The sequence below is a fragment of the Pseudarthrobacter sp. YAF2 genome (assembly GCF_052113345.1).
Taxonomy (GTDB): Bacteria; Actinomycetota; Actinomycetes; order Actinomycetales; family Micrococcaceae; genus Arthrobacter.
This window is the reverse complement of the sequence record NZ_JBFRDA010000014.1, coordinates 84,946-104,392: the sequence shown is the minus strand read 5'-3', so window position 1 is coordinate 104,392 and position 19,447 is coordinate 84,946. Positions and strand designations below refer to the sequence as shown.

At 67.2% G+C, this 19,447-nt stretch carries 16 protein-coding genes and 1 tRNA gene; 7 read left to right on the top strand and 10 right to left on the bottom strand.

The genetic code is table 11. The features are described from left to right. Positions 1-216: 216 nt before the first annotated feature. The 5 genes from AB4Y79_RS15280 to AB4Y79_RS15260 are packed head-to-tail and all read left to right on the top strand — an operon-like array spanning position 217 to position 6,155. A complete protein-coding gene (locus AB4Y79_RS15280) occupies positions 217-945 on the top strand; it encodes an NUDIX hydrolase (RefSeq protein WP_441863428.1) in 729 nt (242 codons plus the stop codon). After that, positions 942-2,246 carry a quinolinate synthase NadA gene (gene nadA / locus AB4Y79_RS15275; protein ID WP_441863426.1) on the top strand — a complete coding sequence of 435 codons (1,305 nt, stop codon included), beginning with the start codon at positions 942-944 and terminating at the stop codon, positions 2,244-2,246. Before AB4Y79_RS15280 ends, nadA begins: the two co-directional genes overlap by 4 nt. Continuing rightward, entirely contained in the window at positions 2,246-4,075 is a 1,830-nt protein-coding gene (locus AB4Y79_RS15270; RefSeq protein WP_441863424.1) for an L-aspartate oxidase, read from the top strand. The genes nadA and AB4Y79_RS15270 overlap by 1 nt, the downstream gene beginning before the upstream one ends. Continuing rightward, positions 4,068-4,985 (top strand): carboxylating nicotinate-nucleotide diphosphorylase, encoded by a 918-nt coding sequence (gene nadC, locus AB4Y79_RS15265; RefSeq protein ID WP_441863422.1) that lies wholly within the window; start codon positions 4,068-4,070, stop codon positions 4,983-4,985. Before AB4Y79_RS15270 ends, nadC begins: the two co-directional genes overlap by 8 nt. 3 nt (positions 4,986-4,988) lie before the next feature. Beyond that, positions 4,989-6,155, top strand: a complete 1,167-nt coding sequence (locus tag AB4Y79_RS15260; protein ID WP_441863419.1) for a cysteine desulfurase family protein — start codon at positions 4,989-4,991, stop codon at positions 6,153-6,155. A gap of 57 nt (positions 6,156-6,212) precedes the next feature. Here AB4Y79_RS15260 and AB4Y79_RS15255 read toward each other — a convergent pair whose 3' ends face one another. Continuing rightward, the gene (locus tag AB4Y79_RS15255; RefSeq protein WP_441863417.1) at positions 6,213-6,701 is read right to left on the bottom strand and encodes a GtrA family protein; all 489 of its coding nucleotides are present in this window, start codon (positions 6,699-6,701) and stop codon (positions 6,213-6,215) included. A 100-nt stretch (positions 6,702-6,801) separates the two neighbouring features. Then, on the bottom strand, positions 6,802-7,464 hold the full coding sequence (locus tag AB4Y79_RS15250; RefSeq protein WP_441863415.1) for a DUF1684 domain-containing protein: 663 nt from the start codon (positions 7,462-7,464) through the stop codon (positions 6,802-6,804). 171 nt (positions 7,465-7,635) lie between these two features. Here AB4Y79_RS15250 and AB4Y79_RS15245 point away from each other — a divergent pair, with 171 nt between their 5' ends. Both AB4Y79_RS15245 and AB4Y79_RS15240 read left to right on the top strand, forming a co-directional pair. Then, positions 7,636-8,442 carry a hypothetical protein gene (locus tag AB4Y79_RS15245; RefSeq protein ID WP_441863412.1) on the top strand — a complete coding sequence of 269 codons (807 nt, stop codon included), beginning with the start codon at positions 7,636-7,638 and terminating at the stop codon, positions 8,440-8,442. 71 nt (positions 8,443-8,513) lie between these two features. Continuing rightward, complete coding sequence (locus tag AB4Y79_RS15240) at positions 8,514-9,320, top strand: transglutaminase-like domain-containing protein (RefSeq protein ID WP_441863410.1); 807 nt, start codon at positions 8,514-8,516, stop codon at positions 9,318-9,320. Positions 9,321-9,349: 29 nt separating this feature from the next. Here the strand turns inward: AB4Y79_RS15240 and AB4Y79_RS15235 are convergent, their stop codons facing one another. The 8 genes from AB4Y79_RS15235 to bcp form a co-directional block, all read right to left on the bottom strand. Continuing rightward, positions 9,350-9,817, bottom strand: a complete 468-nt coding sequence (locus tag AB4Y79_RS15235; RefSeq protein ID WP_441863408.1) for a MarR family winged helix-turn-helix transcriptional regulator — start codon at positions 9,815-9,817, stop codon at positions 9,350-9,352. Continuing rightward, complete coding sequence (locus AB4Y79_RS15230; RefSeq protein WP_441863406.1) at positions 9,817-10,926, bottom strand: LLM class flavin-dependent oxidoreductase; 1,110 nt, start codon at positions 10,924-10,926, stop codon at positions 9,817-9,819. The genes AB4Y79_RS15235 and AB4Y79_RS15230 overlap by 1 nt, the downstream gene beginning before the upstream one ends. A 192-nt stretch (positions 10,927-11,118) precedes the next feature. Further along, the gene (locus AB4Y79_RS15225) at positions 11,119-14,352 is read right to left on the bottom strand and encodes an efflux RND transporter permease subunit (RefSeq protein ID WP_441863404.1); all 3,234 of its coding nucleotides are present in this window, start codon (positions 14,350-14,352) and stop codon (positions 11,119-11,121) included. Positions 14,353-14,418: 66 nt separating this feature from the next. Beyond that, positions 14,419-15,921, bottom strand: a complete 1,503-nt coding sequence (locus AB4Y79_RS15220; protein ID WP_441863401.1) for a malate:quinone oxidoreductase — start codon at positions 15,919-15,921, stop codon at positions 14,419-14,421. 79 nt (positions 15,922-16,000) lie between these two features. Then, the gene (locus AB4Y79_RS15215; RefSeq protein WP_441863399.1) at positions 16,001-17,668 is read right to left on the bottom strand and encodes an ABC transporter substrate-binding protein; all 1,668 of its coding nucleotides are present in this window, start codon (positions 17,666-17,668) and stop codon (positions 16,001-16,003) included. Positions 17,669-17,831: 163 nt separating this feature from the next. Next, a complete protein-coding gene (locus AB4Y79_RS15210) occupies positions 17,832-18,524 on the bottom strand; it encodes a fasciclin domain-containing protein (protein WP_441863396.1) in 693 nt (230 codons plus the stop codon). A 233-nt stretch (positions 18,525-18,757) separates the two neighbouring features. After that, positions 18,758-18,839 (bottom strand) — tRNA-Leu (locus AB4Y79_RS15205). 100 nt (positions 18,840-18,939) lie between these two features. After that, positions 18,940-19,413: a thioredoxin-dependent thiol peroxidase gene (gene bcp / locus AB4Y79_RS15200; protein ID WP_441863394.1), complete on the bottom strand. Its 474-nt coding sequence runs from the start codon at positions 19,411-19,413 to the stop codon at positions 18,940-18,942. Positions 19,414-19,447 lie beyond the last annotated feature (34 nt).

The following is a 19,447-nucleotide window of genomic DNA, read 5'->3' as shown; positions in this document are numbered from 1 at the left end:
GGGGTCCGGAGGTCCTTTTGGGACCACTTGAATTTACCGCGTCCGGCAGCCGGCCAAAAACGCACGCCCGTCCCGGCGTCCGGCCGCAGCTTCCCGCCGCCGCGGCGGTGCGTCAGCCGCTGCCGCGGAAACATTTCCCTTTCCGTCCGGCTGGCCGTAAAATTAGTTTTGGTCAGAGTGACTATAACTAGGATGGGCGGCCCCGATGGCGGGGTAATGAAAGGCGGTGTGACGGTGTACTACAGCTCAGCCAACGTGTCCGAGCGGCAGGCCGCGCCGCCGTCGCTCGCCATCTCCACGGTGATCTTTGCCCTGCGCCCCAGCGCCACCTCGGGCCGGCCCACGCTGTGGCTGCCGCTGGTCCGCCGTATCAGGGAACCCTTCAAGGGACTCTGGGCCTTGCCGGGTGGCCCCCTGAGCCACGACGAGTCGTTGCAGGACGCCGCGTCCAGGAACCTGCAGGAAACCACGGGCCTCAGCCCCAGCTACCTCGAGCAGCTGTACGCTTTCGGCGGCCTGCACCGCTCACCCACCCAGCGCGTCGTCTCGATCGTCTACTGGGCCCTGGTCCAGCCCACGGAGGCGGCGCTCGCGGATGAATCCGAGAACGTCAGATGGTTCCGGGCCGACCGCCTGGGGGACCTGGCCTTCGACCACAATGCGATCGTCGACTACGCCCTCTGGCGCCTGCGCAACAAGCTCGCCTACGGCTCCATCGCCTACCACCTGCTGGGGGAGTACTTCACCCTGGCCCAGGTCCGCGAAGTCTACGAAGCCGTCCTGGACCGCCAACTGGATCCAGCCAATTTCCGCCGCCAACTCAAGTCCACCCCGGAAATCGAAGAAACCGGGGAATACCTCCAGGGCGGCAAACACCGCCCGCCACGCCTCTACCGCTACACCGGCCGGCCAGGCCTTGACCCAGACAACAGGAGCACACCATGAGCAGCGTCAACACGGCAATCCAGCTGATCACGCGCGAACAGGCCGAAAAAGGCGCCGCCGCGGAACCCAGCACCTGCAGCCCGGCCCTGGCGAAGGGGCCCTGGGACTACGACCTCGCCGAGGCGCTCGCAGGCATCCCGGCGTACGGTCCCGGCGCATCAAGCGCCGACCCCGCTCCCGCCTCCACGCCACGCCAGGGTCAGCTGCCGGAGGAATACAAGCTGGCCAGCGATGCCGAACTGGGCGAACGGATCAAGGCGGCAAAGGCCACCCTCGGTGAGCGTGCCGTCATCCTGGGACACTTCTACCAGCGCGATGAGGTGGTCCAGTACGCCGACTTCGTGGGGGACTCGTTCCAGCTCGCCAACGCAGCGCTGACCCGGCCGGAGGCGGAAGCGATCATCTTCTGCGGGGTCCACTTCATGGCCGAGACCGCGGATATCCTGTCCACCCCGGAGCAGGCAGTCATCCTGCCCAACCTTGCCGCCGGCTGCTCCATGGCGGACATGGCGGACGAGGACTCCGTTGAAGAATGCTGGGACCAGCTGGCGGAAATCTTCGGCACCGAGCCCGACGCCGACGGCCGGGTTCCGGTCATCCCCGTCACCTACATGAACTCCTCCGCAGCCCTGAAGGCGTTCTGCGGCGAACACGGCGGCATCGTCTGCACCTCCTCCAACGCCAGGACCGTCCTGGAGTGGGCCTTCGAGCGGGCACAGCGGGTGCTGTTCTTCCCGGACCAGCACCTGGGCCGCAACACCGCCAAGGCGCTCGGCGTGCCCCTGGAGCAGATGCCCATGTGGAACCCGCGCAAGGACCTCGGCGGCAACGGGGAGCAGGAACTCCTTGACTCCCGCGTCATCCTCTGGCACGGATTCTGCTCCGTCCACAAGCGGTTCAACGTGGCGCAGATCGACAAGGCCCGCGCCGACTACCCCGGCGTCCAGGTGATCGTGCACCCCGAGTGCCCCATGGAAGTGGTGGACGCCGCCGATTCCGCCGGCTCCACCGACTTCATCAAGAAAGCCATCGCGGCCGCCACCGAGCCCACCACGTTCGCCATTGGAACCGAGATCAACATGGTGAACCGGCTCGCCGCCGAGTACCCGCAGCACACCATCTTCTGCCTGGACCCGGTCATCTGCCCCTGCTCCACGATGTACCGCATTCACCCCGGCTACCTGGCCTGGGTCCTGGAAGAACTGGTCGCCGGCAGGATCGTCAACCGCATCACCGTGGATGAGGACGTTCAGGCCAACGCCAGGACGGCCCTCGAGCGCATGCTCGCTGCGAGGCCGTAATGACCCGCCAGCCCGTCGCGCCCGCCCGGCGCCTCGCCGTCGTCGGAAGCGGCATCGCCGGCCTTTATGCTGCGCTGCTTGCAGCCGACGCCGGTGCGGACGTGGTGCTGCTGACCAAAGGCGCACTGGAGGACAGCAACACCTGGTACGCCCAGGGCGGCATCTCGGCAGTGCTCGGCGAACCGTCGCCCGGAGACACCGTTGCCGCACACATCGCCGACACGCTCCGGGCCGGGGCAGGCCACTGCAACGAGGCCGCCGTCCGGCTGATGTGCACCCAGGCGCGCCGGGATATCGCCGGGCTCCAACGGTACGGGGTCGCCTTCGACGCCGCGCCGGGCACACCCCGGCCCGCCGGATCAGGACGCACCGACGCCGGAGACGGAACGCACGACGACGGCCCGGCGCTTGGGCTTGAAGCCGCACACAGTGCCCCGCGCATCCTGCACGCAGGCGGGGACGCCACGGGTGCGCGGGTGGCCGCCGCGCTCATCCAGGCCGTGCTCTCCCGGCACGACCAGGGCAGGCTCACGCTCCTTCCCCTGGCGCAGGTGACCGCCCTGGTCACCACGAACGGCAACGTCAGCGGAGTCGACTACCTCCAGGCGGGCCGGCAGTCCAGCCTGGCCGCCGATGCCGTCCTGCTGGCCAGCGGCGGAGCAGGTCAGCTGTTCGCCCAAACCACCAACCCCGGCGTGGCCACCGCCGACGGGCTGGCGCTCGCCGTCCGCGCCGGGGCAGCCGTCAAAGACCTCGAATTCTTCCAATTCCACCCCACCTGCCTGGTCAGCTCCGCCACCGCCCACCCCGGCCGGCTGGACGGTCCGCTGCTGATCTCCGAGGCGGTCCGCGGCGAAGGGGCCACCCTGCTGGACGCCGGCGGCAGGCGCTTCATGCAGGCCTACCATCCCGACGCCGAACTGGCGCCCCGCGACGTCGTCTCACGCAGCATCGCGCTCCACCTGGCCAAACTCGGCGACCCCAACGGCCACGTCTACCTCGACGCCCGCGGCATCGAACAGGCCAAAGGCGAGGGGTTCCTGGGCCGGCGGTTCCCCACCCTCACCCGGAAAACCGTCGACGCCGGCATCGACTGGACCCGCGAACTGGTCCCCGTCGCCCCCGCCGCCCACTACTGGATGGGCGGGGTGGCCACCGACCTCTCCGCCCGCACCACCGTCCCCGGCCTCTACGCCGCCGGCGAGGTTGCGTGCACCGGGGTCCAAGGGGCAAACCGGTTGGCCAGCAACTCCCTACTGGAGGGACTCGTCTTCGGCCGCCGCGCTGTTGAAGACTTCCTCTCTGGTGTCCCGGGCTGGGACGCGTCCCGCGGCAGCGATGCTCCGCGTGCTGCCTCGGCCGCGGGCGGCCTCCGCTTGACGCACGCTTCCGCACCCCTGCCGCCAGACGCAAGTGCCCGTGTCACCATCCCTGCTGCTTTAGAAGGCGCGGCGGGTCGCTCAGGTGCGCCGGGCGGGAGTTGGCCGTCCAGCTTCGGTAGGGGTGGGGATGCCGGGGAACCCTTCTCCCGTGACGCGCTCCGCTCACTGATGACTGCCAACGCCGGGGTTTTGCGGTCCGGGGAGTTGTTGGCTCGGGCTGCCCGGACGCTTGACCGGTGGGCCGGCGTCGTTTGTCCTGACGGTGACACCTCCTCGGGTGATCCTGTGGTGCATGAGGACCGGAACCTCCTGCTGGCTGCCCGGCTGCTGGTGGCTGCCGCGCTGAACCGCACCGAGTCGCTGGGCGCCCATTACCGCAGCGATGAAGCTGCCGAACCTGAAAACACCTGCCCTCCGCGCCCGAAAGCGAGCCTGCTCCATGACTGAACCCGCCGTAATCGACCAGGCCGCTGCCGTGCGACCCTCCCTCGATCTGGCCCTTCCGGCGGCCCCCGTGCGGGACATCCTGGAACGGGCCTTCGCCGAGGACGCCCCCTCCGGCGATATCACCTCCCAACTGTTGATCCCCGCCGGGGCACGCGCCACCGCCGTCCTCAATGCCCGCGTCCCGGGCATCCTCAGCGGGGCCACCGTCTTCCGGGACGCCATGCAGCTGGTGGACCCCGCCACGCAGGTGGAACTGCTCGTGGCGGACGGCCAGGCGTTCGACGCCGGCACGCACCTGGCCCGGGTCAGCGGAACCGCGCGTTCGGTGCTGCTGGCGGAACGGGTGGCGCTCAACCTGGTCCAGCGGATGTCCGCGATCGCCACCAAGACCGCCGGGTTCGTGCGGCTCACCGAGGGTACCCGGGCGCGCATCACCGACACCCGCAAAACCACCCCGGGGCTGCGTGTCCTGGAACGCTACGCCGTCCGGTGCGGGGGTGGCTCCAACCACCGGTACAGCCTGTCTGACGCTGTCCTGGCCAAGGACAACCACCTGGCCGTGATGACCGGCGGTGACCCGGCTAAACTCACCGGGCTCCTGCTGGCGGCCAAGGCACAGCTGGGACACACCACCCACTTCGAAGTGGAAGTCGACCGGATGGACCAGATCGAGCCCGTCCTGGCAGCAGGGGTGGACACCATCATGCTGGACAACTTCACGGTGCCGGAGCTGCGGGCCGGGGTGGCCCTGGTTTCCGGACGGGCACTGGTGGAGGCCAGCGGCAACGTCAACCTCGAAACCGTCGCGGCGATCGCCGCCACCGGCGTGGACGTCATCTCGGTGGGGGCACTCACGCACACCGTGGCCGCCCTGGACCTGGGCCTGGATGTCGAACTGACTGCCGGGTGACCCGTGATCTTCCTTGATGCCGCCGCCACCACGCCCGTCCGCCGCGAGGTGCTGGACGCCATGTGGCCGTACCTCACCGGCGGGTTCGGGAACCCCTCCAGCCACCACACGCTCGGTGAGGCGGCGGCAGCGGCACTCGCCGGGGCACGGTCCGCCGTGGCCGGCATCCTTGGCTGCCGGGCCGGGGAAGTGGTCTTCACGTCCGGCGGTACGGAAGCGGACAACCTCGCCGTCAAAGGAATCGCCCTGGCCCGGCAGGCCGCGAACCCACGCCTTAACCGCGTGGTGATCAGCGCCGTCGAGCACCCGGCGGTGGAGGAATCCGCCAGCTACCTTGAGCGCTTCCACGGCTTCGTGGTGGACGTGGTGCCCGTCGACGGGTCCGGCCTGGTCAGCCAGGACGCGCTTGCCGCGGTGCTCGGCCCGGAAACAGCGCTGGTCAGCGTCATGTACGCCAACAACGAGATCGGCACCGTGCAGCCCATCGCCGCCCTGGCGGAAGTGGCCCGCAGCCATGGCATCCCGTTCCACACAGATGCCGTCCAGGCGGCCGGCTGGCTGCCGCTGGACACCAGGGCGCTGGGCGTGGACGCAATGAGCATCTCCGGACACAAGCTGGGAGCCCCCAAGGGGTGCGGGATGCTCTACGTCCGCAGCCGCACCAGGGTCGAACCGGTGATCCACGGCGGGGGCCAGGAACGGGGACGCCGCTCGGGCACCGAAAACGTGGCCGGTGCGGTGGGCCTGGCCACCGCGCTGACATTGGCCCATGCGGGGCAGGAGGACCAGCGTGACAGGGTGGCTGCCCTGCGCGACCGGTTCATCGGGGCGGTGCTGGAGGGCGTGCCGGACGCCGTCCTCACCGGCCATCCCTCCGAACGGCTGCCGTCAGTGGCGTCGTTCTGCTTCCCGGGAACCAGTGGCGAGTCAGTCCTCCTGGAGCTGGAACGCCGCGGAGTGGTCTGCTCCAGCGGCTCGGCCTGCGCTGCCGGCTCCGATGCTCCGTCGCCGGTCCTCACGGCCCTGGGGATGCCCGCGGAGCTTGCCCAGACCGCTGTCCGCTTCAGTTTCGACGCATCCGTAGCCCGGCAGGACCTGGACCAGGCTGCGGCAGCCGTCAGGGCCGCCGTCGCCGGCGTCAGGAACCTCGGCGCCGGCCAGGGCCGCTAGCCGGGCCGCCCGGCACCTGCCGGCCGCGCGGCCTGAACATCCGCGGAAACCTACATATCAGCGGTGGCGCGCGCGGCGGAAGATCCAGTGCCGCAGCATGCAGAACCGCACGGCGGTGGCCAGGAAGCCGGACAGGGTGGTTGCCACCAGTTCATCCCCCACCGTGGCGTCCGGGTTGAACCAGTGCAGCACGCCCAGGCTGCTGCCCGTGATGACCAGCGCCACGGCGATCACCACCAGGCCGTTGAGGTGGTCGCGGGTCCGCCGCTGGCCGCCGGCAATCTTGAACGTCAGCCGCCGGTTCAAGGCCGTGTTCAACAGGGATGTGAGGACCAGTGCCACCGCGTTGGCCAGCTGCGCGCCCAGCCATGGCCGAAGCAGGGCATACAGTCCAAGAGAGGCCGCCGTGCAGATGACGCCGACGCCGGTGAAGCGGAGCAGTTGACGGATGGCCGGGAAGCGCAGGACTCCGCGGTAGTGCCGGGTGGCGGGGAAGCGGCGGGTCGGCGTTTCCTGGATGGCGGGGGCGGACGTTCCGTCCGTCACGCGGTTCCACCGGGGGCGCCGTTGGCGCCTCGGGCCGGGGACAGCGGGCGATCCAGCGGGGACACGGCGTGCCGCGCGCTCGTGGGGGAGCCGGCCATGGTCAGTACAGCTCGCCCACAGGAATTTCCACGGCCAGCCGGTTGGACGGGCCGGGCAGCGGACATGCCCAGGCCTCGTTGTAGGCGCAGGAGGGGTTGTACGCGAAGTTGAAGTCCACAACGAACGTGGCGTCCGGACCGGTGCCCTGGACGCCGTGGAAAGCACCCTTGATGGTATCCAGCAGGTAGCGGCCGGCCCCGTAGGTTCCCCCCGGCTGGCCCGCGGTCGCATCCCGGAACGGGACGAAGATGCCGCCGCCGTATCCGTGGATCTTCCAGACCCCCAGTTGGCCCATTTCGGGGAGGTCGAACGTGCCCAGCCGGACGAAGTGGACCACGCCGTCCGTCCCGGTGTCCACGCTCATCTGCCGGCCGGCGCCTTCCTTGGTCAGCGGGACGTGGAACCGGTAGATCGGATCGTAGTCGGCCGTCTTCAGCCCGGAGAAGCGTGCCTTGTCCGCCGCGGTGAGGGCGGATGCAGGGTGGGTGGCGAACATGAGGTCGCGTTGATGGCGCCAGTACGAGTGCGCCTCGGCCGGGTCCTCCGCGGAGATCTTGCGGACGTTGTCATAGAGGGCAAACGTCCTCAGCCGCCAGTCGGCGATGTCAAGGGCGGACATTTCCGCAGGGTTCTCTTCGGCTGCGCCGTGCTGCTCTTCCGCCATAGCCTCCAGCCTAGTCCCCGGCCAGGGCAGGAGCGTCCGACGGCGACACGCCGGCAGGGCGCCCGGGTCGCGGAACCGAGGTGGCACCCCGGGGCGGCATCCGGGGCGGCGGCCCGGAAACACCGCCGGGCCGCCGCCGGAAGGCGGCCCGGCACGGTTAGGCTGGCTCCCATGACAGGCAAGGCAACATTGACCGTTCTTTCCCGGATGTCCTTGGCCGCCGCCGCGGTCCTGCTGGCGGGGTGCTCGGGACCCCAGGCCGGCAGCGGACCGGGCTGGACAGCACAGCCGGACGCCTCCGGAGCCGTCGCATCCGGCGCGGCAACGGCATCGCCGGGCGCGTCCGGCAGCACGCCCGCCTCGGCGTCCGGCACAGCCACCGAACCCCAGGCCGCCGCCACGGCGTCATCCTGGAAGACCTACTCGGATCCGGCCAAGGCAGTGAGCTTCGACCTGCCGCAGGACTGGATAGCCCAGTCGGTGGCGCCCGAGGAGGGTGTCCTTCCCGGCGGCCTGAAGGTCGAGGTCAAGAAGCCCGACGGAACGTTCGTCGCCGCGCTGCGGACCGGACTGCCGTCGTCGTCCACCGACTGCCCGGACAACGCCAGGCACCCCTACACGGTGATCAGCAGCGTGCCCTTCGACCTGGCCGCCCAAGGCGGGGAGGGAACCATCCCGCCGCGGATGGTCTACCGGGTGATCCAGGGCTACCGCTACTTCGGCTCCTACGGCATCACCAACCTGGTGGGCGGAACCGACGGGCAGGCGTGCGAGCTGCGCAACGTGGTGCGCGGGCCTGCCGGCAAGGGCGACTACTCCTTTGGCGACCTGGTTGCACTGAAGGCCTTCTCGCCGGACGAGAAAGTGGCCCCGGCGATGGGGTTCGATACCCTCGCCCAGGCCGCCCAGTACGTCAATGAGAGTTCGGACTTCGCCAACGTACAGCGGATGCTAATGTCGCTGAAGGTCAAAAACTAGTCCCGCTGCCCGCACCCACCAGGTGCCGGGGACCGCGACTGTCCGTCCGCCCCCAACACCCCCGGAGAGACATGGAACGCTCTGTTTCCGCACGCCTGGCCTTCAGGACCACAGCCCATACCAAAGTGGCCATGGCCATTGCCGCGGCGAGGAACAGTGGCTACTCATCCTTTGAAGAATCCCTGTCCGTTATGGCAGGAGGAACGGACGTGCCGCTCACGGAGGTATCCGATCACCACGGCGGCCGCCTCCACTACATGGAGTTCGACGAACCCACCGAGGTTGCCGTGGAATACGCCGCTACAGTGACCGGGCGCGCCGTCCCGGAAGAGGCGGAGCTGGCGGACCGGATCCGGTACGTCCGCCCCAGCCGTTACGCCGAATCCGACCGGCTGCTGCCTACCGCCTACGCCGAATTCGGCGGGATCCACGGGGCCGGGCTGCTGCATGCGGTCCGGAACTGGGTCAACGGCGAGCTGCGCTACATCAGCGGCTCCTCCCGCGGCACGGACGGGGCAGTGGAGACCCTGCTGAGCCGCCGTGGTGTGTGCCGGGACTTCGCGCACCTGGCCATCGCCCTGCTGCGTTCCAAGGACATTCCGGCACGCCTTGCGGCCGTCTATGCGCCCGGCCTGAGCCCCATGGACTTCCACGCGGTGGCCGAAGCCTACGTTGAAGGTGCCTGGCATGTCATCGACCCCACCGGGCTTGCCCCGCGGGAATCGATGCTCAGGATCACCGCCGGCCGGGACTCATCGGACACGGCGTTCCTTTCCACGGTAGGCGGCAGCCTGACCCTGACCCAGCTGCGCGTCACGGCAGTGGTCAACGGCGGGTTGCCCGTTGAGGACCCGTCCCGGCTGGTCGCGCTGGGCTGACACCGCGCACGCCGGGCTACCCGCCCGCCCTACCGGGGAACGGTACCCAGTGAGGCGCGGAGCTTGTCGGTGAGCCTCTTGAGTTCCTTTTGTTCCGCCGTCGTCAGCGCGGGCGCCACCAGCGCGGAGATATCGCGGACGTGCTCGCGGCCGATCTCCTTCTGGAGCTCCCGCCCCTCGTCCGTCAGCTGCAGCAGCACGCCCCTGCCATCCTCGGGTGCCGCCATCCTTGCTACCAGTCCGCGCTTTTCAAGCCGGTCCACCAGCCTGCTGAGGCTGGACTGGCTGAGCAGGACGTTGTCGTTGAGCTCGTTGAGCCGCAGCCAGCCCGAGGGGCAGCGGGACAGCGTGAAGAGGACGTCGTATTCGTTGACGGCCAGTTTGCGGAACGCCGGTCCGGACTGCAGTTTGCGCATCACCGCAACCTGGGCCCGGAACAGCGACTCCCATGTTTCGGCCGCCAGCCGGACCGGCGAGTCGGATCCTTTCGCGGCCATCATGCCTCCGAGGCGGCTTTTTCGGCGTCCTGGGCGGCCAGCAGAGCGGCGACCCGCCCGGCGTGGGTGGGCGGCTCGGGAACCTGTGCGGGCTTCCGCGCCGCGTACTCCTTGCGCAGGGTGGGCAGGACTTCCTCGCCGAACAGATCCAGCTGCTCCAGGACGGTCTTCAGCGGCAGTCCCGCGTGGTCGATCAGGAACAGCTGGCGCTGGTAGTCGCCGAAGTATTCACGGAAGGTCAGGGTCTTCTCGATGACCTCCTGCGGGCTGCCCACCGTCAGCGGCGTCTGCGAGCTGAAGTCCTCCAGGGACGGACCGTGCCCGTACACGGGGGCGTTGTCGAAGTAGGGGCGGAATTCCTTCACCGCGTCCTGGGAGTTCTTCCGCATGAAGAACTGGCCGCCCAGGCCAACGATCGCCTGGTCCGCTGTGCCGTGGCCGTAGTGCTCGTACCGCTCGCGGTAGAGGCTGATCAGCTGCTGGTAGTGCTCCTTGGGCCAGAAGATGTTGTTGGCGAAGAAGCCGTCGCCGAAGTAGGCGGCCACCTCGGCGATTTGCGGCGTCCGGATGGAACCGTGCCACACGAAGGGGGCCACGCCGTCCAGCGGCCGCGGCGTGGACGTGAAGTTCTGCAGCGGGGTGCGGAACTTGCCGGACCAGTTCACGGTGTCCTCGTCCCAGAGCTTGCGCAGCAGGCTGTAGTTTTCGATGGCCAGCTCTACGCCGTCCTGGATGTTCTTGCCGAACCAGGGGTAGACGGGCGCGGTGTTGCCGCGGCCCAGGACCAGGTCCACGCGTCCGTCGGACAGGTGCTGGAGCATTGCGAAGTCCTCGGCGATTTTCACGGGGTCGTTCGTGGTGATCAGCGTGGTGGCCGTCGAGAGGATAATGCGCTCGGTCTGCGCTGCGATGTAGGCCAGCGTGGTGGTGGGGGAGGAGGAGAAGAAGGGCCGGTTGTGGTGCTCGCCCAGGGCGTAGACATCCATGCCGATTTCCTCGACCTTCTTGGCGATGGCCACCGAGGCCTTGATGCGTTCGTGCTCGGTGGGGGTACGGCCCGTGGTGGGATCCGTGGTGATGTCACTGACGCTGAAAACACCGATCTGCATGATGTGCCTTTCCGTTCCTGGACTTGCTGGCTTGGTTTAAGTGTAAACCAAATTAGATGCATTTGCATCTATCGCCTGCTGTAACGCCCGGCTGGACGGAATATTCCCACAGCTACGGAAGCCCCGACAGCCCCGGAACACAGCGATGCCCGCACCGCCGAGGCGGAACGGGCATCGCGGGCAATACGGAGCCTATTCAGCGCCGCCGGGGGCCGCGCGCCGGCCGCTGACTTTGGGAATCTGACCGGTGGTCCAATCCCTGAACTCGGCGTCGACGTCGGACGCAGGCCCGAACGCCGGACGGGCCTGCAGATCCCGAAGCAGGGCCTTCTTCTCCCGGCGGCCCTCCACCAGCCGGTACAGCACGGGGACCAGGACCAGGGTCAGCGCCGTGGAGGACACCAGGCCGCCGATCACCACCACAGCCAGCGGCTGGGAGATGAAGCCGCCGCCGCCGGTGAGGCCAAGGGCCATAGGGGTCAGCGCGAAGACCGTGGCCAGCGCCGTCATGAGGATGGGCCGCAGGCGCTGCCGGGCGCCGTTCGTGATCGCGTCCGCCACATTCATTCCGGGCTTGCCGTCCCGCGGCTGCCGGTACTGGTTGATGAGATCGATCAGCACGATTGCGTTCGTGACCACGATGCCCACCAGCATCAGCATGCCGATCAGCGACGGCAGGCCCAGCGGCACCCCGGTCAGCAGCAGGAGCGCCACGGCTCCGGTGGCCGCGAACGGGACGGAGACCAGGAGGATCAGCGGCTGGATGAGGGATTTGAAGGTGGCCACCATGATCACGTAGACGATGGCGATGGCAGCCAGCAGGGCCAGGCCCAGCTGCCGGAACGAGTCCGCCTGCTGGGTGGTGGCACCGCCGATTTCGGCCGTGACGCCCGCCGGCAGCTGCACGTCCGCCAGGCGCTTCTGGACTTCGGTGTTCACCGCGCCCAGGTTGGAGCCCGACGGCGTGATGGACACCTTGGCAGTCCGCTCGCCATTGCTGGCCGTAATGGAAACGGGGACATCCACCTGCTCCACGGAGGCGATGCTGCCCAGCGTCACAGGACGGCCGCCGGCCGGCAACGGGATGTTGCGGACCGCGTCGATGCTGGTGAACTTGGTGCCTTGGCCGATGCGGACCGGGTAGTCATTGGTGTCGATGCGGACCGTCCCGGCAGGGATGGGGCTGATGGTGGAAGCCAGGACCCCGGCCACCTGTTCCTCATTCAGCCCGGCGGCCACTGCTTTGGCCCGGTCCACCTTGACCTGCACCACGGGGTTGCTGGCGGCCAGGTTGCTGGCCACCTCGCTGGTGCCGGGAACGCCGGACATGGCGGCAACCATGGTGTCGCTGGCGGCTTGGAGGTCGGCACTGGTGGCGGCCTTCAGGGTGACGTCCACCGTGGATGAGGTGCCGAAGCCGCCCTGCTGGGTGCCCACTGAGATCTTGCCGGAACCAGGCACCTTGGCCAGCTCGGACCGGACAGTGTCCTGGAGCCGTTCCTGGTTGGCCTTTTCGTCGGTGACCACGGTGAAAGTCGAGTTCGAGGATCCGCTGGAGGTGAGTGCCGCGAAGCCGGCCTGTGCGTTGCCCGAGGTCACTTGGACGTCCTTGATGCCGTCGATGCCGCGCAGGACCTCCTCAAGGCGGATGGCGGCGGCGCTGGTGTCTGCCAGGCTGGTCCCGGCCGGCAGCGCCTGGCGCACGGTCAGGCTGTTCTGTCCCGAATTCCCCAGCAGGTTGGTCGCCAGCAGCGGCGTCATGGCGCCGGTGGCGCCGAGCACCAGGACGGCGGCCACCAGGGTGATGACCGGATGCTTCTGGGTGGACCGGAGGATCGGGAGGTAGCCGCGCTGCAGCCGGCCGCGCTGCTCGGCGTCGTGGGCCTTTGCCTTTGCTTCGTCGGCCATCCTGCGGGCCTCCGGGGACCCGGCAAGAACTCCGCCGGGCGCGCCTGCTGGGTTCTTGAGGAACCAGTAGGCGAGAACCGGGACGATGGTCAGGGAGACCAGGAGCGAGGCGAGCAGCGCCATGGTGACCGTCAGCGCGAACGGCCGGAAGAGCTCGCCGGCCAGTTCACCCACGAAAGCGATCGGCAGGAAGACCGCCACGGTGGTCAGGGTGGATGCAGTGATGGCCCCTGCCACTTCCCTGATGGCGGTGAGGATGGCCGCGGACTTTTCCTCGCCGTAGCTCAGGTGCCGCTTGATGTTTTCGATGACCACGATGGAATCGTCCACAACGCGGCCGATTGCGATGGTGAGCGCGCCAAGCGTCAGGATGTTCAGCGAGTAGCCGGTGCCCGACAAGCCGATGAACGTGATGAGCAGCGAGAGCGGGATAGACACGGCGGTGACCAGGGTGGACCGGGCCGACATCAGGAAGAGCAGGATGACCGCGACCGCGAATCCCAGCCCCAACAGGCCTTCGGTGGTGAGGTCCTTGATGGATTTTTCGATGAACGGTGCCTGGTCGAAGAAGGGGGTGAACTTTGCGTTTGAGCCCAGTTCCGCCTGCAGATCCTGCAGGGAGTCCCGCACCGCGTGGGAAATCCCCACGGTGTCGCCCTCGGGTTTCTTGGTGACCGAAACGGCCAGGGTCTCAACCCCGTTGGTGCGGGTGATGGAGGTGCGTTCGTCGTCCTTGAGCGATACGTCGGCAACGGAACCTATGGTGGCTGCGTTCTTGGCGCCGGCCAGCGGCAGGGCCTTGATGGTGTCGAGCGAATCGACGGGGCTGCCGATCTGCAGCGAAAGGGTCTTTCCCTGGTCCTGGAGTGTTCCGGCCGGAACCAGCGCCCCATTGTTGGACAGGGCATCGCGGATTGCCGTGAGGCTTGTGCCTGCGGCCGCAACGGCATCGGCCCTGGGCAGGATTTCGATGTGCTGCGACGCCCCTCCGGTAACGTCGGCGCTGCGGACGCCGTCGATCTTCTGCAGCCGGGGCACCGTGAGGCGCTGGAGGTCGGCGTTCAATTCGCTCAGCGGCTTGTCCGACGAGACGGCCAGGAAAACAATGGGGAAATCGCTGATGCTTCCAGCGATGGCCTGCGGCTGGACGTCGCTGGGGAGGGTGCGCTTGGCATTGGAGATCGCGCGGTCAATCTGGTTCCGGGCGCGGTCCAGGTTCGAACCATAGGTGAACACCATGGTGATCTGCGAGACGCCCGTGCGCGACGTGGAGGAGGTGGATTCCAGCCCCTCCACGCCGTTCAGCGCCTTCTCCAGCGGGCCACTGACCTGCTTGTCCACCACTTCGGGCGAGGCGCCGGGCATGGCGCTGAGCACGGTGATCTGCGGGAACTCAATGGATGGGATGAGCTCCTGCTTCAGCGAGGACATGGTGATCACGCCGAACACCGAGGCGAAGACGGTGATCAGCGCGATCAGGGCCCTGTTGGCAAGGGAAAGGTGCGCCAGCCGGAACATGGGTGCCCTCCTGGGGGTCGAGTGACTGGTACATGCCCTGGGTGCCAGCCGCTGGCCCCGGAAGGGTCAATGGCTGGCGGAAACGCTCTCCAGCTGGAGGGACTTGGCCGTGGCCCGTTCCAGCTCCGCGGCCAGGTCAGGATTTTCATCCAGCTTGACCCCGTAACCGGGCATCATGTCCTTGAGCTTGGACTGCCAGCCCTTGAAGTTCCTGGGGAACGTCTTCTGCAGCAGTTCAATCATGATGGGGACAGCGGTGGAGGCTCCGGGCGACGCGCCCAGGAGCGCGCCGATGGAGCCGTCGCGGCCGGCGATCACTTCGGTTCCGAACTGAAGGACGCCGCCCTTTTGCGGATCTTTCTTGATGATCTGCACACGCTGGCCGGCGGTGATAAGTTCCCAGTCTCCGCCCTTTGCCTCAGGGTAGTACTCGCGCAGTGCCCCGACCTTCTGGTCGTGCCGCTTGGCCACTTCCTTGACCAGGTATGCGGTGAGGTCCATGTTGTCCTTGGCCACGGCGAGCATCGGGATGATGTTGCTGGGCCGGATGGACAGCGGCAGGTCCAGGTAGGAGCCGTTCTTGAGGAAGTTCGTGGAGAAGCCGGCGTACGGTCCGAACAGGAGCGAGCGCTTGCCGTTGACATAGCGGGTATCCAGGTGCGGTACGGACATCGGCGGGGCGCCGACGGAGGCCTGGCCGTACACCTTGGCGCTGTGCTGGGCGGCAATCGTCTCATCCGTGCAGCGGAAGAACTGCCCGGAGACGGGGAATCCGCCGTAGCCCTTGCTTTCGGGGATGCCGGAAGCCTGGAGCAGGTGCAGAGCGCCGCCGCCGGCGCCGACGAAAACGAACTTGGCGTGGATCTTGCCGTGCTCCCCTGACCGCGGGTGCTTCAGCGCCAGGTCCCAGCCGCCGTCGGACGCGCGGGAGATGCCGGTGACGTCATGGCCGTAGTTGATTTCGACGCCGTTGTTCCCCAGGTAGCCGGTGAGTTCACGGGTCAGTGCCCCGAAGTCGACGTCGGTTCCCTCGGCGGCGCGGGTGGCGGCAACGCGCTGCTGGGGGTCGCGGCCCTTGACGATCAGCGGCGCCCACTTGGCGATCTGTGCGTGGTCCTCGGAGTACTCCATGGACCGGAACAGGGTGTGCGGCTTCAGGGCCTCGTACCGCGTCTTCAGGAACCGGGTGTGGTCCTCGCCGATCACGAAGCTCATGTGCGGGACGGTGTTGATGAAGCCCTTGGGGGAACCGATCAGGCTGTTGTCCACCAGATGGGACCAGAACTGGCGGGAAAGCTGGAACTGTTCATTGATGAGCAGCGCCTTGTTGGGGCTGACCGAGCCGTCTTTGGCTGCGGGGGAGTAGTTCAGTTCGCAGAGGGCCGCGTGGCCCGTTCCCGCGTTGTTCCAGGGATCTGAGCTTTCGAGCCCCGGCTGGTCCAGCCGTTCGAACAAGGAGATGGTCCAGTCCGGCTCCAGCTGCTTGAGGAATGCCCCCAGCGTTGCGCTCATGATGCCGCCGCCTATCAGGACAACGTCGGCATGTGGGGTCTTGGAAATGAAGGTCACGATCAGTCTCCGATTGCAGCGGCTCTGGCTGTCACAGAATATCCCCGCGCAGCCGACATACTGAAATTGGACCGGCCCGTCAAGGCTTTAGTTGGACCTTCGTAAAAACTTCATTTAAGACCGGTGACGCCGGGTAGTTCAGGACCCGGTCTGAAAGGGCAAGGGCAGAGATGGGGAAGGCGATGGGAACGGCCGGCACGGTCGCCGCGATCTGGGAGTTGATGGTGTGATACAAGTCATCACGCTCCTTGCCGTCCGGCAGGCCGCGGGCCCTGTTGATCTTCGAGAACACCTGCGGATCCTGGTACCCGAATTCGCCGTTCTTCTCGCCGAACAGCGGGCCGACGAAGTTGTCGGCGTCCGAGTAGGAGCCGTTCCAGCCGAGGATGTGCAGTGCGTGGTCGCCGGGGGACTGGACCTTCTGGAGGTAGCCGTCTGACCAGTCGACCGGGACGGGCCGGATGTTGAAGCCGACCGCGGTGAGCTGGCGGCTGAGCTCGGCGTAGACCTTCTCGGGGGTAGGAAGGTAGGGGCGGGTGACGTTCAAGGGATAGTAGAACTTCAGTTCCTCGCCCGCGTAACCGGCCTCCTTGAGGTAGCTCTTGGCCTTCTCCGGATCATGTCCCAGCTCCGGGGCGTCGTTGTTGAAGCCGCTGATCTTGGGCGGGACGAACTGCGTGGCTTTGGCGGTGTTGTCGATGAAGAACTTCCGGATCAGGGTTTCCTTGTCGATCGCGAGCTCCACCGCCTGCCGGATCTTCTGGTTCTGGAGCACCGGGACGTCCTGGTTTATGCCCACGTACATCACGGAGAAGGGGTCGCGCTGGACGATCTGCTTGCCGCGCTTGACCAGCTGGTCGAAATTCCCCACCGTCACGGCGTCGTAGCCGTCGATCTTGCCGTCCAGGAGGGCCTGGAGGCGGGTTTGCGGGTAGTTGTAGGCCAGGAAATTGATGGTGGCGATCTGGCCGCGGTCGCCCCAGTAGGTCTTGTTGCTGGAGAGGGTGACACTGTCGCTGCCCCACGCGGCGAACGAGAAGGGGCCCGTGCCCACCGGGTTGGTGGCGAAAACGGACAAGGCCTGGCCGCCACGGTTTTGGTCCAGCACGTCGGCCTTGCCGGCTGCGAGGGCTGCGGGGGAGGCGATGGCGAAGGCGGGCAGGGTCAACGCCTGGAGGAACGCGGTGAAGCGCTGGGTGAGGTCGATCTGCACGGTGTCCGCTGCCACCGCGGTGCAACTCTTGAAGATTGAGAGGCTTGCTTCGTCCGAGTGTGCCTTGAAGACGCCCTTGAAGGAGCTTCCCGGTGCCTGCTTCCGCAGTTCAGCGGGAAAGGCGAACCAGCGGTTGAAGTTGGTGCAGACGGCGTCGGCGTTGAACGGGGTGCCATCCTGGAAGGTGACGCCGGTCCGGAGTTTAAAGGTGTAGGTGCGGCCCTCGTTGGATTCGTTCCATTCGGTGGCCAGCAGTGGTGTGGGCTTGCCGGTGGTCTGGTCCACGCCCACGAGGCCTTCCATGATTTGCCGCGTGATGCGCTGGGATTCGACGTCGTTGGACAACGCCGGGTCAAGGCCCAATGGCTGGGCGGCCGTACCGAAGCTGAACGTTGCTGCCGGATCCGCCGGTGTGGAGTTGTTCTGGCCGGGCGCGGGAGAGGGCGACGGTGTGCCTGTGCATGATGTGACGCCCAGCGCCATGAGGACGGCGCCGGCCTTGATGGCAGTCCGCCGCGATGTACTGCTGGGCACTCGTTTATCACCTCTGGATCCTGCCGGCTCCGCCGCTTGCGGGCCGGGACCCAGTCTAGTGGACAGGACTTGAACGTTGCCTGGAGGCGGACACGCCAATGCCGGGCCCCTGGAAAACCAGCGGAACCCGGCTTGGTCGAAGAACGCCTGTTGCCTGAGTCGGCTACTTGGGCATCAGCACGGAGTCGATCAGGTAGACCGTGGCGTTCTTGGTCTTGACGCCGCCGCAGATGACGTTGGCGTTGTCCACCTTGAGGTTGTTGCCGCTGCCGGTCACGGTGACGGAGCCGCCCTCGACGGTGGCGTGCGTGCCGGCGATTTTGTCGGGGGTGATCTGGCCGGGAACAACGTGGTAGGTCAGGATCTTGCTCAGCAGGGCATCGTCCGTCTTGAGGGTGTCGATGGTGGCGGCGTCAATCTTCTTGAAGGCGTCATCCACCGGTGCGAAGACGGTGAATTCGCCGCCGTTGAGGGTGTCAACCAGGTTGACCTTGGGGTTGAGCTTGCCGGAAACCGACGCGGTGAGCGTGGTGAGGATGGGGTTGTTGGAAGCCGCGACGGCCACCGGATCCAGGGCCATGCCCGCTACCGAACCTGCGCCGGTGGGAACCTGCTGGGCGTAGGCGGCGCAGCCGGGGCCGACCAGGTTTGCTGCCGGGTCCATGCTGCTTGCGGAAGATTTTGCCGATGCGCTGGCGGACGGTGAGGCCATGCTGGAGCTGGGGGCGGAGGACATCGGCGCCGAAGATGCCGAGGACCCGGACGTGCTGCCTGAACCGCCACATGCGGTGAGGCTGAGCAGAGCGGCCGCTGCAACGCCTGCGACGGTGAAAGTGGTGCGCTTGAAGGTCTGCATTTCAGTTCTCCTTGGATCGTTTCGCCTGCTGCCCTTGGAATTGTGTCCGCGGCTTGCAGTCTGACTTGGGGGGTAAGCACCTGCCCTTGGCTGGTGTCTCATTGGCTATTCGGCCGGTGCGCGGAAGCGGATGGGTGGATCTTTGGAGTTTTTCGATTCGGGGCATGGACCGGCAGGGGAGGGCACGGCTTAAAGCGAAGGATCCCCCGGCCGAAGCCGGGGGATCCGCTATGTGCGCAAGGGGGGACTTGAACCCCCACGCCCGAAGGCACAGGAACCTAAATCCTGCGTGTCTGCCAATTTCACCACTCGCGCGCAGGCTTCCTGCCATGAACGCACAGCGTTCGACGGCGGGATGCCAGTGTCCATTGTAGCGTCGCTCCGGCAGGGTGTTCCGGCGGGCGCAGCGGCGCGGTCAGGCGTCCAGGTTGAGGTCCCGCCGCAGCTTGGCCACGTGGCCGGTTGCCCTGACGTTGTACTGGGCCAGGGACACCGTGCCGTCGGGATCCACCACGATGGTGGAGCGGATCAGGCCCTGGTATGTCTTTCCGTAGTTCTTTTTTTCGCCCCAGGCGCCATAAGCCTCGGCTACTGCGTGGTCCTCATCCGAGAGCAGGGGGAATGTCAGGGCTTCATTGGCGGCAAATTTTGCCAGCTTTTCCACAGGGTCAGGCGAAATGCCGAGGACGTCGTATCCGGAGGCCTGCAGGGAGGCAAGGCTGTCGCGGAAGTCGCAGGCTTCCTTGGTGCAGCCGGGTGTGGACGCTGCCGGGTAGAAGTAGACAATGGTGGAGCGGCCGGAGGCCGGGGCCAGGCTGACCTCCTTGCCGCTTGAATCCTGCAAGGTGAACGCGGGTGCTTTGTCGCCGGTGACGAGTCTTTCAGCCAATGTTTTTCTCCTTGTTGCGGGCGGGACACAACAG

Coding starts and splice junctions, on each gene's coding strand:
- AB4Y79_RS15225 (WP_441863404.1), bottom strand. CDS start 14,352: ATGTTCCGGCTGGCGCACCTTTCCCTTGCCAACAGGGCCCTGATCGCG.
- AB4Y79_RS15280 (WP_441863428.1), top strand. CDS start 217: ATGAAAGGCGGTGTGACGGTGTACTACAGCTCAGCCAACGTGTCCGAG.
- nadA (WP_441863426.1), top strand. CDS start 942: ATGAGCAGCGTCAACACGGCAATCCAGCTGATCACGCGCGAACAGGCC.
- nadC (WP_441863422.1), top strand. CDS start 4,068: ATGACTGAACCCGCCGTAATCGACCAGGCCGCTGCCGTGCGACCCTCC.
- AB4Y79_RS15270 (WP_441863424.1), top strand. CDS start 2,246: ATGACCCGCCAGCCCGTCGCGCCCGCCCGGCGCCTCGCCGTCGTCGGA.
- AB4Y79_RS15235 (WP_441863408.1), bottom strand. CDS start 9,817: ATGGCCGCGAAAGGATCCGACTCGCCGGTCCGGCTGGCGGCCGAAACA.
- AB4Y79_RS15250 (WP_441863415.1), bottom strand. CDS start 7,464: ATGGCGGAAGAGCAGCACGGCGCAGCCGAAGAGAACCCTGCGGAAATG.
- AB4Y79_RS15210 (WP_441863396.1), bottom strand. CDS start 18,524: ATGCAGACCTTCAAGCGCACCACTTTCACCGTCGCAGGCGTTGCAGCG.
- AB4Y79_RS15240 (WP_441863410.1), top strand. CDS start 8,514: ATGGAACGCTCTGTTTCCGCACGCCTGGCCTTCAGGACCACAGCCCAT.
- AB4Y79_RS15245 (WP_441863412.1), top strand. CDS start 7,636: ATGACAGGCAAGGCAACATTGACCGTTCTTTCCCGGATGTCCTTGGCC.
- AB4Y79_RS15230 (WP_441863406.1), bottom strand. CDS start 10,926: ATGCAGATCGGTGTTTTCAGCGTCAGTGACATCACCACGGATCCCACC.